The organism is Blautia obeum ATCC 29174 (assembly GCF_025147765.1).
GTDB classification, from domain to species: Bacteria; Bacillota; Clostridia; order Lachnospirales; family Lachnospiraceae; genus Blautia_A; species Blautia_A obeum.
Window position 1 is genome coordinate 3349322 of the sequence record NZ_CP102265.1, and the last position, 15941, is coordinate 3365262.

A 15941-nucleotide genomic window follows, 5' to 3' on the forward strand; every position below is an offset into this window, starting at 1 on the left:
ATCGCTTTATTATTTAGAAATGTTCTTGAGTTCTTTTTCTACGATTTCTTTCCATTCGTCCAGTGTATGGCTTCCTGAATATGTTTCGCCTACAATATTTCCTTCTTTGTCAACAAAGAATGTTTCCGGGAAAGCAGAGATACCATTTAAACGTCCATTCATCATTGTTGAATCCGGGACCAGGAACGGATAGGATGCTTTTGTCTTCTCCTGAAGGACACCGGCTTTTTTCACTGTATCCTCATTCTGTTTGGCATCATCACTCACTGTATCAAGAACGACACCGACAACTCCAACACCTTTTTCCTTCATCTCTTCATAGAGTTTTTCCAGCTCCGGAATCTCATTTACACATGGAGAACACCAGGTAGTAAAAACATTCACAAGTGTAAGATCATAATCGCTGAATACTTTTTCTGTATAGTCTTTTCCGTCAACGCCTTTTGTCTCGAATTTACCAACATTTGTAGAATCACCTGCATTGCTGGTTTCCTGCGGCTGGTCAAATGCAGAAAGCTGCTGGAATGGTGTCATCTCTGTGAGTGTCACATCTATTTTTTCCACTTCTTTTTTCAAGGATTCATCTGCATCCTTGTTGGTGCTCAGATAGTATTTGTATTTTCCGTCGCTGCTGCTTCCGATTTCTTTGTGTTCTGTGCAGCCTGTGATCTTATCCAGTTCTTTCTCAGAATCTTCGTCATAGATTCCAATCGCTCCAACTTTTGCAAGACTATTGTACCAGTCATCATATGCTGTTCCCATCTTGTCAACCTCTGCCTCTTTCTGCTCCTCGGTCATTTCGCTCCAGCTTATATATGCATATTTAATTGCATCTGCATTGTCATTCCATACTTCATTTGAGATCATTGCAATGGTCTGCTCTTTTATCTGTTTAAGCAGTTCCTCAGGAAGCTTCATGTTAAGTCCAAGAAATGGATATTCATAAGAATCCTGTGCCTGCACTGTTGTCTCAGATGGTTTAAAAGTGCCCTGTATAAAATCAGACGAGATTGCGTCACCATCTGCTGCAGCTGCATCTCCATCAACCACCATTCCCGCCTGATCTGCCGGAACCGCCATTGCTTCTGTACTTTCTGCTGCCATTACTGATACACTTCCAAGTGTAGATACCCCTACTATTGCAGCTACCATAAGTGCTGTGATTTTCTGTGTTCTGAATTTCATGATTTATATTCTCCCTTCGTAGTCCTTTTGTTTACTATAGTCGCAATTATAGCATCCTGTCTATAAAATTCGTGTTAAGAAATCCTGAAAATCAAAAATTTTTTCGATTTATTTTTTTACACGAATTTTATACGGAACATGATATGATAGGAAGAGATTACATCGTTACTACTCACTTTGTTCCCAGTAACCTGATCAAAATCTGCTGAAAAAAGGAGAATGCGCATGCACATATTAATAATAGAAGACGAAGAGCAGCTCTGCCGTTCGATCGCAGAGGGGCTGCGTATGGATGGCTATGAAACCGATACCTGCCTAGACGGAGACGAAGGGCTGGAATTATGTACGACTGAAAACTACGATCTGATCCTTCTGGATCTGAACCTTCCTGGCATTGACGGATTGGATATCCTGCGGCAGTTCCGTGAGACAAATTCTTCCACACCAGTTCTGATTCTCTCAGCCCGTGGCCAGATTGAGGATAAAGTAGAAGGACTTGACCTTGGAGCAAACGATTATCTGACAAAACCATTTCATTTTGAGGAACTGGAAGCGCGTATCCGCAGTCTGACCAGGCGCAGATTTATTCAGGAGAATGTCTGCCTGAAGTGCGGCCACATCAGCTTTGACACCCGCACCAGAAAAGCACACATTGATAGTGAAGAACTCTCTCTCACCCGAAAGGAAAGTGCTCTGCTGGAGTATTTTATGCTCCACCAGAATCGTATCATCAGCCCGGAAGAACTGATTGAACATATCTGGGACGGCAGTGTAAACAGCTTCAGTAATTCCATCCGTGTCCACATTTCTTCCCTTCGCAAGAAGCTGCGCGCAGCTCTGGGAAACGATCCAATACAGAACAAGGTTGGACAGGGTTACATTCTCATGGAGGATCTGAAATGAAAAAAGAACATACAACAAAAAATCCTCTGAAAAAACTCTCTCTGCAGTGGAGGCTGACACTGATCATCACGCTCCTGATGACTGTCACCTGTGTCCTGATGTATTTTTTTATTAGTAACTCCGCTGTTACCGGAATCGAAAATCTGGGTGATTATGTCGTAAAGATCAATGAAACTGATTCCACGCCAATCACCTTTAACATTAATCCAAACACTCTGTTTGCAGGTCTTTCAGATCAGGTACAGGAAACCAAAGACCTTTTCCGCACCAGAAGTATCATTGCAACTGCAATCATTATTCTCCTGAGCAGTGTCGGTACATATTTTATCAGCCGCCGTGCACTGCTGCCTCTACGCAGACTCAGTAACGAAGTCAATAAAATAGAGGCCCAGAATCTTTCTGAGTCTCTTGAAGTTCCAGATACAAACGATGAGATTTCTCGTCTTACAGGCTCTTTTAATAAGATGCTTTCCCGACTGGATGATGCGTTTACGGCACAGAAGCAGTTTTCTGCCAGTGCCGCTCATGAGCTGAGAACTCCGCTTGCTGTCATGCAGACAAACCTCGAAGTTTTTGCACGCAAGAAAACTCCGACAATAGAAGAATATCAGGACATCTTTGGAATGATCCAGAATCAGACCGAACGACTTTCTCATCTATCTGAAGTTCTTCTCGATATGACCGGGATACAATCCGTTGAACGCTCTGATTCTATTTCACTGGCAGAACTCACCGATGAAGTCTGCTGCGATCTTGCCTCCATTGCTGACCAGAAAAAAGTGGAACTGATCCAGGAAGAGGGTGACTGCACCGTTACCGGAAGCTATCTTCTTCTCTACCGTGCTGTTTATAATCTTGTGGAAAATGCCATCAAATACAATCATTCTGGTGGAAAAGTAACGGTAAAAATATCTCAGACAAAAGCACTGCCTGTTGCGCATTCCAAACCAGCAGACTATGCTTTAGTCGAAGTAACAGACACTGGAATCGGTATCTCACCTGAATATCAGGAAAAAATCTTCGCCCCGTTTTTCCGCGTAGACAAATCCCGCAGTCGCGCCATGGGTGGAGCCGGTCTTGGTCTTGCCCTGGTAGCTGAGATTGCCAGACAACATGGCGGCCAGGTAAAAGTTCTGGCGAGCAGCAAAAAAGGCAGCACGATCGCACTCATGCTGCCCATAAATTCACCATTAATTGAAATTTGAACTATCATATTTATACTTTCTATAATCGAGGATTTTTTATGGATATAAACATTGAATTCGCAAGAAAAACTTCTCTTGCATATAACAGAACCTGTAAATCGCTTTGTCAGGAACTGAAATTGCCGCAGACGGCATTCGACATTCTTATGTTTCTGGCAAATAATCCCGAATTCTGCACTGCACGGGATATTGTCGAAGTCCGTAAATTAAAGGCAAACCTAGTTTCCGTCAATGTAGACAAGCTTGTCTGTGACGGATATCTGGAACGTCATGCGGTCAAAAGTGACCGCCGTAAGACCGAACTGCTCTGTACAGAAAAAGCTCAACCAATCATTGCAAAGGGCCGACAGCTTCAGCAGGATTTTATTGACCGGATCCTGACCGGCCTTGATAACGAAACGCGACAGAAATTTCTCGAGATTCTGAATATTATGGATCAGAATCTTGACAACATACTAAAAGGAGAAGCCTGAAAATGGCTTCTCCTTTTGCGTTCTACTGATACTTTTACTTTATAAAGTAATTTTTTATGACAATAAAGAAAATAACATCACTACAATTCCAAGTACGACCAGTATGATGCCAGTCGCGCGGTTGAGCGTTTTCGTTGATGCCTTATTTGCAAATACAGCAGCAATCCTTGCCCAGATAAAGGTAAATACGATACAGAGAATCCATACGGTCACATCTGGCATTCCACCGATCGCAAAATGAGATGCCGCTCCGGTAAATGCCGTGAAAGCCATGATAAACACACTGGTTCCTACAGCTGTTTTCAGCTCATATCCAAGCACAGATGTCAAAATCAGCAACATCATCATTCCACCACCGGCTCCGATAAATCCACAGATAAATCCAATCAGAACTCCACACACGATTGACTGAATTACACGTTTCTTTGCTGATACATTCTGCATGCTCTCTTTCGTTGTCATGACCGGTCTTACAATAAATTTGATTCCAAGAAGGAAGGTCATGAATACTGAAAAGTTCCCCATCGTGGCTGACGGTACAAGACTCGATACGTAACTTCCAACTACGGTAAAGGTCAGTACACTGATCATCATGATCACACCGTTCTTAATATCCAGATTCTTATTCTTTCCATATACATAAGCGGATACCGCACTTGCCAGTACATCCGATGACAAAGCAATACCTACCGCCATATAAGGATCCATCCCAAGAAATGTGATGAGCATGGGACTGATCACAGCTGCAGCACTCATACCTGCAAAGCCCGTTCCAAGCCCTGCTCCCATTCCTGCAAAAAATGTGACGATCACCGTCCATAAAATCTGCATGTTTTTTCTCTCCTTTATTTAATTCTTTTTTGAATAGTTCAATTTTGAATCATTATAGCATAAGGAGAGAATATTGCAACCAACCTCTATTTATTCTTTTTCATAAAGGAATTCTTCTGGCAGCACCACTTTGAAATCTTTTGTAAGAGCACTGAAGTTATTCGGCTGGATCGTCTGCATTTTATGTGGTTTGCAAAGACTTTTTTTTAATGATCACAAAGCCACATCTCATTGACAATCTCCATATAAAAGGGGTACACTCACAGATATGAAATAAAAAAGGAGTCACAAAAATGGAATTACAGAATGGAAGACCTGAAACCACATCAGGAAGACTTGATAAAGAAATTCGTGTCTATGATCTGTTGGATAAACTTGGCATAGCTTACCAGCGTGTAGACCATGAAGCAACTATGACTATGGAAGCCTGCGAAGAAGTTGACCGTATTCTGGGCGATGACACTACTATATGTAAAAATCTTTTTCTCTGCAACCGGCAGGAGACAAACTTTTACCTTCTTCTGATGCCAGGTGACAAGCCATTTAAGACCAAGGATCTGTCAGCACAGATCAACTCTGCCCGCCTGTCCTTCGCTAAACCGGAATATATGGAAAAATATTTGGACATCACTCCGGGATCTGTCAGTGTGATGGGACTGATGAACGATCATGATAAGAAAGTACAGCTGCTGATTGATGAAGATGTCATGAAAAATCCTTACTTCGGATGTCATCCTTGTATCAATACTTCAAGTCTCAAATTCACGACTGAAGACCTCAAAAACAAGATCATTCCTGAACTTGAGCACGCACCGCTCATGGTAAATCTTCCAAATCCGGAAGCTCAGAATTAAATAACACTTTAAAAATGAAAAAGGATTTTCTTTTATGAAAACACAACTGAATTACGCAAAAATCTTTATGGAAACAGTCATACTGACCGTTGCTGTCGCGATCATTGCTGCTGCGGTATATTTTTTCCTGGTACCAAGCCATACCTCTGTCAGCAGCATCTCCGGCCTTGGAATCATACTCTCAAACTTCGTACCACTGCCATTGTCCGCGATCACGATGATTCTGAATGTCATACTTCTGATTATCGGCTTTCTTACCTGCGGTCGGGAATTTGGTGTAAAAACCGTATATACCAGCATCATGCTCCCGGTCTTTCTTGGAATATTTGAAAAAATCTTTCCGAATTTTGGTTCCATGACCAACAGTCAGGAACTGGATGTTCTCTGCTATATTCTGGTCGTCAGTGTAGGTCTGAGCATTCTCTTTAACCGGAATGCCTCTTCCGGTGGACTGGATATTGTCGCAAAGATCATGAATAAATACCTGCATATGGAACTTGGAAAGGCCATGTCCCTTTCCGGTATGTGTGTTGCACTTTCCGCTGCTCTGGTCTATGACAAGAAAACTGTTGTTTTAAGTATTCTTGGTACATACTTCAATGGTATCGTACTGGATCATTTTATTTTTGACCACAATATCAAACGGCGTGTATGTATCATTACCAAAAAAGAAGAAGAACTTCGTAACTTCATCATTCATGAACTGCACAGCGGTGCTACTGTTTATGAAGCATACGGGGCCTATAATATGCAGAAACGAAACGAGATCATCACGATCGTAGATAAAACAGAATATCAGAAGCTAATGAATTTCATCAACCATGAGGATCCTCTCGCCTTCATCACAGTTTATAATGTATCTGATATGCACTATCAGCCTAAAGTCTGATTCGATGCCAGACCTGTGCACTTTTTTAGCACATAAAAACCGCAGCTTCCTGTATTTTTTATATACAGAATACCGCGGTTTTATTATTTCTTTATTACATGGAAATCCATCCAAATGCGTTTGCCACAGAGCTGAGCAGAATGATCGCTGCAAAGATTGGGCAAAGATATTTGATCATAAAATTGAAGATTTTCTTTCTTTTAAAGGTTCCTTCACCGAGAACAACTTCGTCTTCTATCTTCTTCAGTCCGATCACTCTGGAGATCAGAAGACATGTAGCAATTGCTGCGATCGGCATCATCACGGAGTTAGTCAGGAAGTCAAAGAAATCAAGGAACTGCATTCCGATGATCTTCACACATGCCAGTGGTCCATAGCCAAGGGATGACAGGCTGCCAAGGACGATCATGATCGCACCAACAACCAGTGTGGATTTCTGTCTGCACCATTTCAGTTCATCCTGGAAGGTAGATACTGCACTTTCTGTCAGGGCAATGGAGCTTGTCAGTGCCGCACAGAGCACCAATACAAAAAACAGAATACCAATCGGTGTTCCAAGTCCCATACTTGCAAAGACCTTCGGGATCGTGATGAACATCAGCGCCGGACCAGCCTGCAGAGTATTTGGATCTCCACCAGAAAATGCAAATACTGCCGGGATGATCATCAAGCCTGCCATAATTGCAATTGCAGTATCAAAGATCTCTACATTAGTTGTTGAACTTTCAATAGACACGTCTTTCTTCATGTAGGAACCAAATGTCACCAGAATACCCATTGCAATAGAAAGTGAATAGAACATCTGTCCCATTGCAGCTACTACTGTCATCCATGAAAAATTCTTCGGATTTGGAATCAGGAAGTACTTAACGCCCTCCAGAGCTCCAGGTCTTGTCACAGAATAAACCGTGATCACGATTGATAAAAATACCAGAACCGGCATCATAAATTTAGACACACGCTCTACGCCATTTCGAACACCTGCATAGATGATCCCTACTGTAAATAATGCAAATACCAGGAAGCAGACCTCTGTGGATACTCCATTTGAAATAAATTCTGAGAAATAACCATCCGTTGCCAGATTCTGAGTATTTCCTTTTACATATTCAACCAGATATTTGATTACCCATCCGCCGATAACGGAATAATACGGCACGATCAGAATCGGGATGATCGCATTGATCCAGCCCCCAAAAGAAAGCCATTTTGATTTGCCAAATTTGCCGAACGCACCTACCGGACTTTTCTTCGTCATACGCCCAAGTGCTGTTTCTGCTATGATCATGGAATATCCAAATGTCATTGCCAGAATAATATAGATCAGCAGAAAAATTCCTCCGCCATACTTGGCTGCCAGATATGGAAACCTCCAGATATTTCCCAGGCCAACCGATGCTCCGGCAGCCGACAATACAAATCCCAGTTTCCCGGAAAACGTACTTCTTTCATGATGATGTTGCTCCATAAAATTACCCTTTCCCCCATCCATATATTTTGCTCAAACCTTCATAAATAATTTCAGCTTCTTTGATAATATCATGGTTTTAAGACGACGGCAATCAATAAAAAATCGCTGTAAATTTGCACCGCATTAATGTATTAAATATTTACTGTGACTTTTCACAACGATTTTTCCATATGTTTCGTTTATTCTACAGGTTTGCAGGTACAGCCGATTCCCAGCCCATCCGGACCGATATGACAGGACAGACCAAAGGAAAGTTTATCACACATAACATCCATTCCCGGAAAGCTTTCTTTAATCTGAGCCATCCATTCTGCCGTTACTTCATCAGTGCTGCTGGAAGCCGCCATCAGATATACATTTCCTGCCTCGTATTCTTCACGGAAATTAGTTTCCAGTTCATGTTTCATCGCATCGATCATGACCTTGCGTGCTTTCTTCATACCACGGCATTTCTGATAAGTATCAAGTGTTCCTGTACTGAAATGCATGACTGGTTTAATATTCAGGACATCTGCTGCCAGGGCTGTCACTGAGCTGACTCTTCCACCTTTTTTCAGATATTCCAGGGTGCTGAGTCCAATGTAAATCGTCATCTTTTCTCTGGTTTCCTCGAGGATTTTCTTGATTTCAGCTGCACTGTAACCTTTTTCTGTCATTTCTACTGCATCAAGAACCGAACGGTGCATCGGAGTCGCTACACGACCATTGTCAACTACAAAGACTTTTCCGGCAAATTCATCTTCATTTGCCATTGCCATTGCTGCCATACAGGAACCGCTTAATGCACTGCTGAGCGGAATATATACGATTTCTTCATATTCTTTCAACATTTCTTTCCACATCTCCGCAACCTCTACCAGTGACGGCTGCGATGTAGATACATCCGTTCCCTTGCGCAGCATATCATAAAATTCTTCTCTGGATAAATCTACGCCTTCACGATATACCTTTTCTTCGATATAAAATGGCATTGGAAGCACTTTGATTCCAAGTCTTTCGGCCTCTTCGTTTAAAATCCCGCTATGACTGTCTGTCATGATTCCTGTTTTCTTCATAATAACTTCTTCCTTTGTATTCTGTTTTTATAATGTTTTAATGATTGGCATCACATAATCAATGATTTCTTCCGGTGTTTCTTTCATTTCGTCCATGATCCAGCGTCTCGAAACACCGTCCAGTACACAGAGTTTTACAACCCATCCATATTTTTCTGATATATCAGAATCTGCGGATTCGACTGCTTTTCTCTTTTCATGAATTTTCTCCCCGAGTCTTTTCGTAAAAAGATCCATATTCAACCCGCGAATCGCCCACATTTCTTTATAATTCAACGATATCTGATAAAAATAATTGAACAGATATTCCCGCAGTTTTCGTTCATCAGATGTATCTAATAATGGAAGAAACTCTATATTCAGCTTCTCCGCTGTTGCGTCTGCAATACTGTCCAGTACTTCCGAAATCGATGCAAAATTTCTGTAAAAAGAAACTCTTGCAACGTTTGCTTCCTGCACAATATCTGTTACTGTAATGTCCATGTAGGATTTTTGTGTCATAAGCCGCAGAAATGCCTGCTCTATCTCACTTTTCGCAGAATGATTTTCTTTCTTGTTCATAATCTGTTTGTTACACCCCGTTGCATTTCGATTCATTCATGTTACATTTTGTTTCATCAAAGAACTGTATTGTATCACTCGTTAAAAAATATGTCAACAAATGAAGAAATTTTCTTCTCTTTTTCTCCTTTAGGTCAATGGACATCTCTTCTCCTGTCTGTTAATGTCTATTACAAAATAAAACAACTCAGGAGATGATGACTATTGAACAAAAAATTCAAAGAACAGGGGAACTTTCAGTACTGTTTCCACTATTGAAGAGATTCTGCGATAACAAAAAATCAAGGAAATTCTGTCAAAAATTTCCCTGACCCTTTTTATCATACGGTTTATTTGCAAAGTTTTTCTAACTTATACATATCCTTTCGTCTGCTCTTTAATAATGGGAGTTCTTCTCTTACCTGCTCTTCATAGTCCATATCCAATTCAGCCAGAAGAATTCCTTCGTTTTCATCCAGCATGCCTGTCACTCTGCCCCACGGATCTGTGACAATAGAATGTCCCCATGAAATATATCCTGCCGATACATCACGTGCCGGAGCACAACCAACCATATAAATCTGATTATCCAGTGCCCGAGTTCTGAAAGACAATTCCCAGTGTGCCGGTCCCGTTGTCATGTTGAATGCAGCCGGAACAAAAATAACTTTCGCACCATCATTTACCATCATTCGTGATAATTCTGGAAAACGAATATCAAAGCAGAGCATGACTCCTATTTTACCAAACTCTGTATCAAATACCGTGTCGCTATCACCTGCTGTTAACATATCGGATTCTTTGAATGTCTGACCGCCTTTGACATCAATGTCAAATAAATGTACTTTTCTATGTTTCCCGATCTGTTTTCCTTCACGGTCAAAAATGTAAGATGTGTTGTAAACATTTCCCTCAGCATCTTTTTCCGGCATGGATCCTCCAATCAGATAAATTCCATACTGTTTTGCATACCCAGATAACTGCTGCCATACCGGTCCACCTTCTTTTTCGGCATAGATTGGAAAATTCTCTGTCTGATATGGGCAACAGAACATCTCCGGAAGAATTACAAAATCTGGGTTTTCATCCTTTATTTTTTCGAGATAAGTTTTAACAGTTCTTACATTTTCCATTTTATCTGCTACTGTCGACATCTGTATGGCAGCAATCTTTATTTTTTCCATCACGTTACTCCTTTTATATTTCCCTCTGGAACGATATTTTCTTTCATACTATTCACTATTTTACATACATTGCCAGTTTTTTCAACAATTAGCGTTTCCACTTTCTATAGGACAATTCCTTTAATGTGGTAAAAAGTTAAAATTTTCCATTGACAGTGTATTTTTACAATGATAGAATTGAAAAAAGCGACGAAGGCGTCAGTTTTTTTGGGAACTGCGCCTTTTTTCGATATTAAACAACAAAGGAGTGCTTTAATCATGAAAAAGATGTGTTATTTATTAACTATGGGATTACTTGCAGGAAGTCTTACTGTTCCTGTATTTGCAGCTTCTGATGCTGATTCTGCATCTGACAAAAAATGGGTTATCGCTACCGATACCGTCTTCAAACCATTTGAATATACTGATGATGATGGCAACTTCGTAGGAATTGATGTAGATGTACTTGATGCTATCGCGAAAGACCAGGGATTTGAATATGAACTGAAGAGCCTTGGATGGGACGCTTCCATCGCAGCTTGCCAGGCTGGACAGGCTGACGGTATGATTGCCGGTGCTTCTATTACAGATGAAAGAAAAGACAGCGGCTGGCTGTTCTCTGACGGATATTATAATGCTACACAGTCTATGACTGTACAGAAAGATTCCGATATCAAAGGATTCGATGACCTGAAAGGCAAGACTGTTGGTGTTAAGACTGGTACTCAGGGTGCTACCTATGCAGAAAGCCTGAAAGATGAATACGGATTCAACATCACCTATTATGAAGATTCACCGACAATGTATCAGGCTGTTCTCGGCGGACAGGTAGTTGCATGCTTCGAAGATACACCGATCATGGCATCCTCTATCAAAGATGGGGACCTTGCACTCCAGATCCTGGAAGACACTGCAAATGAAGGATCTCCTTACGGATTCGCTATTTTCGACGCTGACAACCAGGAACTTCTCGATATGTTCAACGCTGGTCTGAAAGATATCAAGGAAAGCGGCGAATACAACGAAATCATCTCTAAATACCTTGGCGAAGATGCCGTTCCGACAGAAGAAGCCGAAGCCGACGCTGATGCAACAGAAACACCTGCTGCTGAAGAAGAAGCTGCAGAATAATTTTTAAGACTCAGGCCTTATCAGATAAACTGATTTAAAACACTACACGAATTACAGGGCTGCTGCATTTTGTGGCAGCTTTGTTTTTGAAAGGAGATTTCCATGATCCAGATTATAACCAGATATGGAAACCTGCTGCTTCTTGCTATGGGACAGACCTTACTACTTGCACTGTGTGGTCTGTTCTTTGCCTGTATACTGGGTATGTTTTTTGGTCTCTTAAGTGTACTGAAAAACAAAGCATGCAGAATCATATCATCCATTTTTGTTGACGTAATCCGTGGTGTCCCAATGATCGTTCTGGCATATTTTATTTATTTTGGTGTTCCGTACTGCCTGAACAATATGATGGGATTTAATTTCACACTTACAGCACTCCAGGCCGGTACTGTCTGCCTCGCCCTTAACTGTGGTGCTTATATGGCAGAGATCATCCGTGCAGGTATCCTGTCTGTTGATTCCGGACAGATGGAAGCAGCGAGAAGTCTTGGTCTTCCATATTCGCGTGCCATGATCCGTGTTGTACTTCCACAGGCAATCCGCACCATGATTCCAAGTATCATCAACCAGTTCATCATCACACTGAAAGATACCTCTATTCTTTCTGTTATCGGTTTCCCGGAACTGGTCAATACCGCGAAAAATGTTGTTGCCAATTCCTTTATGTCTTTCCAGACATGGGGTATTGTCGCAGTTATGTACCTGATCGTAATCACGATCTTATCAAAAGTAGCCAAAATCGTAGAAAGGAGACTGAACCGTGGCCGTAAATAAAGAGAATGTCAAAATTCACGTATCACATTTAAAGAAAAGCTTCGGTACCCTGGAAGTATTAAAAGATATCTCCACCGACATTCACGAGGGCGAAGTGGTCGTTATCATCGGACCTTCCGGAAGCGGAAAGTCTACTTTTCTCCGTTGTATGAACAAACTGGAAGAAATCACAGACGGTGAAGTTATCGTAGACGGCAAAAATCTTACAGATAAACATGTTGATATCAACAAAGTACGCGAAAATGTAGGTATGGTTTTCCAGCATTTTAACCTTTTTCCACATATGAATGTCACACAGAATCTTATGCTTGCACCCGTTGAGCTGAAAAAAGCAACCAAGGAGGAAGCTAAGGAACGCGCCATCCACATGCTGAAGAAGGTCGGCATGGATGATAAAGCAGAGGCTTATCCGGAACAGCTTTCGGGTGGTCAGAAGCAGCGTGTAGCAATTGCGCGTGCACTCTGTATGACACCTGATATCATGCTCTTTGATGAACCTACCAGTGCCCTCGACCCGGAAATGGTCGGTGAAGTTCTGCAGGTTATGAAGCAGCTTGCTGCTGATGGCATGACAATGGTTATTGTAACTCATGAAATGGGATTTGCACGAGAAGTTGCTGACCGTGTTCTTTTCATGGACGGTGGTTACATCGTAGAAGAAGGTACTCCACAGGAAGTACTTCTGAATCCAAAAGAACCTCGAACTATCGATTTTCTGAATAAAGTACTGTAGATAAAGATAAAATGAGCCGCTGCGAATGCAGCGGCTCATTTTATATGCTACAAGTTCTCTTTTTTCAATAACAATTTGTACATAATTATTTCGCAGCTTTGATCGTTATATCCCCATCCTCACTCTTAATTTCGAGGGAATTCTGTGCCTTATTTCCAGAATCAACGCTCTGTTCATCGTCTTCATCCGTCATGACTTTGCCAAGTTTCTCCGGAATATTGATCTCACTTGCTTCTGCCTCTACAGAAAGATCTGCAAGTGTTTTTTCCGGAATACTGAGTGTAATATCACCAAGGCTGCTGCGAATCTCATTCTTACCGGTAAATGTAACATTCTCGGCTTGTATATCACCATCAGCCATTTCAATCTGACTATTGGCAAATATAACATCTTTAATCTTCAGATCACCGAGATCATCTTTCAACTCAAGATTCTTAAATCTACCTCTCACAATTTTAACATCGCCATCGTCATTCTGAATCACTGCCTGTTTGGCATTCAATGATTCAATATCTAAGTCACCATATCCCATCTTGCAGGAAAAACTACTCATGTCGTTTTCCTTCGGAATATAAACAGTTACTTTATTTGAATTTTCGATCACATGGCTCTGACCGAGCATTTCCTGAAGGAAATTGATATCGATATGAATATATGAATATGACTCATTTCCCTTTTTCTCTACAAGATTCAGAGTATCATCCTGTACCTGATAGGAAAGAGGCAGCATTCCTTTATTTGTCTCAATATTATATGCAATGTAAAAGTTTTCATCGTCAGATTCTTTTACATCCAGATCAAGATTTCGAAGATCAACATTCACAGAAGAAAATGAATTGATCTTTGTCTTGCTTAAAATCACATGGCTGTCACTGGAATCCATCATTGCGTTTCCACTGATTCTGTTCAGATCCGCTGTTTTTACATAATTTTTACCACCGGATGCAACACCAACTCCCAAAAACAGGACTCCTATTGCGCAGAGGATACCACCAGCAACCAGCAAACGTTTATTTGTTTTTTTCATGATTCTTACCCCTCTTTTCAGCTATTTTCCGTGCAAGCATAACAAGAAGCATACCAGTCCATTTGCAGAGATAGATTCCAAGAAGATACAGCAGGATTGCGCATCCAATTCCAAGTAACCCACATCCTGTGATCATCAGTGCACCCGATAAAGAATACGGGAAGGAAACAAGTCCTCTGAGCAACAGCTTGCCACCCACCAGTAAAATACTGAATGCTGCAATAAAGTCACTGAAGATCACACAGACAACACAGATTGCTGCCGCCAGAAGCACTGCAAGCATTGCGATAAAAAGTGGAACAGTCACAGGTGTTGACATGATAGCTAAAACAGCCAGCAGCGTGATTCCTTTTTTACTCTTTTTCTCTTCACCACTCTCATCCTGTTCCTGAATCTTCCGATCCAGAAGGTTATACATCAGGTCCGCAGCCGCTTCCTTCGGAGTTCCAAGCTCCTCCATCAGTCTCTGCTGACCTTCCTCATCTGTATCACTAAAATATTCATTGAAATACTCAATTGCGTCTTCATAATCCTGCTTCGGAAGTTTGCGAAGATATTTCTGCAATTTAGTCATATATTCTTCTCTGGTCAATTTCGGATCCTCCCTTCAATGATTCCGTCAATTGTATCTCTGTAGGAAATCCATTCTTTATTGAGATACACCAGTTGTTCTTTACCGGAATCGGTGATAGAATAATACTTGCGTTTACGTCCCTGAAATTCCTGAGAATAGGTTGTGAGATAACCGTTTTTCTCGAGTTTCTTCAGGATGGGATATAGAGTGGATTCTTTGATATCAGCCACGATCTTGACGGTCTGGCTGATCTCATATCCGTAGGAATCCTGTGATTCTACTACGGACAGGATCAGAAACTCTATAAGTAATGCTGATACGGGATAATACATCCGATCACCTCCATAAATGATATGTAAAATAATTATATATAAAAATTTTATATATAAAATATATACATATTCATTCTAAAAGTCAAGGAGTTTTTCACAAATGAAGAAAAAAGCATTCAAAGCCGCGTTTCCATACACGATTCCTATCGGTATAGGCTTTCTTTTCCTGGGAATGTCCTATGGATTTATGATGCAGAGTAAGGGCTTTTCTGTATGGTATCCATTCTTTATGAGTATGTTTATCTTTGCGGGATCTATGGAATTCGTAACGGCAAATCTTCTGCTGTCGGCATTCAGTCCGGTTGCAGCTTTCTTTCTGGCACTGATGGTCAATGCCAGACATTTATTTTATGGCCTTTCCATGCTGGATAAATATAAAAATACCGGTTGGAAGAAGTTCTACCTGATCTTTGGCATGTGTGATGAATCTTTTACTGTCAACTGTACAGTAACACCGCCAGATGATGTAGACCGTGGATGGTTTATGTTTTTTGTCAACCTGTTAAACCAGATTTACTGGGTATTCGCTGCTACAGCGGGTGCACTCTTAGGATATGTGATTCATTTTGATACAACCGGAATCGAATTTGTCATGACCGCACTGTTTGTCGTTATGTTCCTGAACCAATGGGAAGAATCCAAAGATCATCTTCCAGCTCTGGTAGGATTAATTTGTTCTGCCATCTGTCTTCTGATCTTCGGAAGCAGCAATTTTATTGTTCCGTCCATGATCTTTATCATCGTGGCCTTCACAGCCGAGCGCAGATTCAGTAAGAAACCGGAGGTGGCTGCAAAATGACT

At 41.2% G+C, this 15941-nt stretch carries 18 protein-coding genes; 9 read left to right on the forward strand and 9 right to left on the reverse strand.

Features of this window, described 5'->3' with window-relative positions:
• Positions 1-9: 9 nt before the first annotated feature.
• Positions 10-1185 (reverse strand): TlpA family protein disulfide reductase, encoded by a 1176-nt coding sequence (locus NQ503_RS16030; RefSeq protein WP_005426323.1) that lies wholly within the window; start codon positions 1183-1185, stop codon positions 10-12.
• A 225-nt stretch (positions 1186-1410) separates the two neighbouring features.
• Between NQ503_RS16030 and NQ503_RS16035 the strand changes: the two genes are divergently transcribed.
• From NQ503_RS16035 to NQ503_RS16045, 3 genes are read left to right on the forward strand one after another with little or no spacing between them, the layout of a single operon-like run.
• A complete protein-coding gene (locus NQ503_RS16035; RefSeq protein ID WP_005426319.1) occupies positions 1411-2088 on the forward strand; it encodes a response regulator transcription factor in 678 nt (225 codons plus the stop codon).
• Positions 2085-3293 (forward strand): sensor histidine kinase, encoded by a 1209-nt coding sequence (locus NQ503_RS16040; protein WP_005426318.1) that lies wholly within the window; start codon positions 2085-2087, stop codon positions 3291-3293. Before NQ503_RS16035 ends, NQ503_RS16040 begins: the two co-directional genes overlap by 4 nt.
• 38 nt (positions 3294-3331) lie before the next feature.
• Positions 3332-3766, forward strand: a complete 435-nt coding sequence (locus NQ503_RS16045; protein WP_005426317.1) for a MarR family winged helix-turn-helix transcriptional regulator — start codon at positions 3332-3334, stop codon at positions 3764-3766.
• A 54-nt stretch (positions 3767-3820) separates the two neighbouring features.
• On the opposite strand, the gene NQ503_RS16050 is transcribed toward NQ503_RS16045, so the two are convergent.
• Positions 3821-4597, reverse strand: a complete 777-nt coding sequence (locus NQ503_RS16050) for a sulfite exporter TauE/SafE family protein (protein WP_005426316.1) — start codon at positions 4595-4597, stop codon at positions 3821-3823.
• 293 nt (positions 4598-4890) lie between these two features.
• On the opposite strand from NQ503_RS16050, the gene NQ503_RS16060 reads away from it, so the two are divergent.
• Together NQ503_RS16060 and NQ503_RS16065 are read left to right on the forward strand one after the other, a co-directional pair.
• On the forward strand, positions 4891-5451 hold the full coding sequence (locus NQ503_RS16060; protein ID WP_005426315.1) for a prolyl-tRNA synthetase associated domain-containing protein: 561 nt from the start codon (positions 4891-4893) through the stop codon (positions 5449-5451).
• A 34-nt stretch (positions 5452-5485) separates the two neighbouring features.
• Positions 5486-6340: a YitT family protein gene (locus NQ503_RS16065; RefSeq protein ID WP_022387901.1), complete on the forward strand. Its 855-nt coding sequence runs from the start codon at positions 5486-5488 to the stop codon at positions 6338-6340.
• 94 nt (positions 6341-6434) lie between these two features.
• Here the strand turns inward: NQ503_RS16065 and NQ503_RS16070 are convergent, their stop codons facing one another.
• From NQ503_RS16070 to NQ503_RS16085, 4 genes are all read right to left on the reverse strand, one after another.
• On the reverse strand, positions 6435-7808 hold the full coding sequence (locus NQ503_RS16070; RefSeq protein ID WP_044925892.1) for a sodium-dependent transporter: 1374 nt from the start codon (positions 7806-7808) through the stop codon (positions 6435-6437).
• A gap of 182 nt (positions 7809-7990) precedes the next feature.
• Complete coding sequence (locus tag NQ503_RS16075) at positions 7991-8866, reverse strand: DegV family protein (protein WP_005426302.1); 876 nt, start codon at positions 8864-8866, stop codon at positions 7991-7993.
• Between the two features lie 27 nt (positions 8867-8893).
• Entirely contained in the window at positions 8894-9427 is a 534-nt protein-coding gene (locus NQ503_RS16080; protein WP_044925882.1) for a TetR/AcrR family transcriptional regulator, read from the reverse strand.
• A gap of 329 nt (positions 9428-9756) precedes the next feature.
• On the reverse strand, positions 9757-10590 hold the full coding sequence (locus NQ503_RS16085; RefSeq protein WP_005426296.1) for a carbon-nitrogen hydrolase family protein: 834 nt from the start codon (positions 10588-10590) through the stop codon (positions 9757-9759).
• A gap of 258 nt (positions 10591-10848) precedes the next feature.
• Here NQ503_RS16085 and NQ503_RS16090 point away from each other — a divergent pair, with 258 nt between their 5' ends.
• The 3 genes from NQ503_RS16090 (at position 10849) to NQ503_RS16100 (ending at position 13207) form a co-directional block, all read left to right on the forward strand.
• On the forward strand, positions 10849-11700 hold the full coding sequence (locus tag NQ503_RS16090; RefSeq protein ID WP_154648343.1) for a transporter substrate-binding domain-containing protein: 852 nt from the start codon (positions 10849-10851) through the stop codon (positions 11698-11700).
• A 102-nt stretch (positions 11701-11802) separates the two neighbouring features.
• Entirely contained in the window at positions 11803-12474 is a 672-nt protein-coding gene (locus tag NQ503_RS16095) for an amino acid ABC transporter permease (protein ID WP_005426290.1), read from the forward strand.
• Positions 12461-13207: an amino acid ABC transporter ATP-binding protein gene (locus tag NQ503_RS16100; RefSeq protein WP_044925881.1), complete on the forward strand. Its 747-nt coding sequence runs from the start codon at positions 12461-12463 to the stop codon at positions 13205-13207. The genes NQ503_RS16095 and NQ503_RS16100 overlap by 14 nt, the downstream gene beginning before the upstream one ends.
• Positions 13208-13292: 85 nt before the next feature.
• On the opposite strand, the gene NQ503_RS16105 is transcribed toward NQ503_RS16100, so the two are convergent.
• Genes NQ503_RS16105 through NQ503_RS16115 form a run of 3 tightly spaced genes read right to left on the reverse strand, consistent with a single transcriptional unit; the run spans position 13293 to position 15140 of the window.
• The gene (locus NQ503_RS16105; RefSeq protein WP_005426286.1) at positions 13293-14234 is read right to left on the reverse strand and encodes a DUF4097 family beta strand repeat-containing protein; all 942 of its coding nucleotides are present in this window, start codon (positions 14232-14234) and stop codon (positions 13293-13295) included.
• Complete coding sequence (locus NQ503_RS16110; protein ID WP_044925880.1) at positions 14218-14826, reverse strand: DUF1700 domain-containing protein; 609 nt, start codon at positions 14824-14826, stop codon at positions 14218-14220. The genes NQ503_RS16105 and NQ503_RS16110 overlap by 17 nt, the downstream gene beginning before the upstream one ends.
• Positions 14823-15140 (reverse strand): PadR family transcriptional regulator, encoded by a 318-nt coding sequence (locus NQ503_RS16115; protein ID WP_005426283.1) that lies wholly within the window; start codon positions 15138-15140, stop codon positions 14823-14825. The genes NQ503_RS16110 and NQ503_RS16115 overlap by 4 nt, the downstream gene beginning before the upstream one ends.
• A 100-nt stretch (positions 15141-15240) precedes the next feature.
• Here NQ503_RS16115 and NQ503_RS16120 point away from each other — a divergent pair, with 100 nt between their 5' ends.
• The gene (locus tag NQ503_RS16120; RefSeq protein ID WP_044925879.1) at positions 15241-15939 is read left to right on the forward strand and encodes an AzlC family ABC transporter permease; all 699 of its coding nucleotides are present in this window, start codon (positions 15241-15243) and stop codon (positions 15937-15939) included.
• Positions 15940-15941 lie beyond the last annotated feature (2 nt).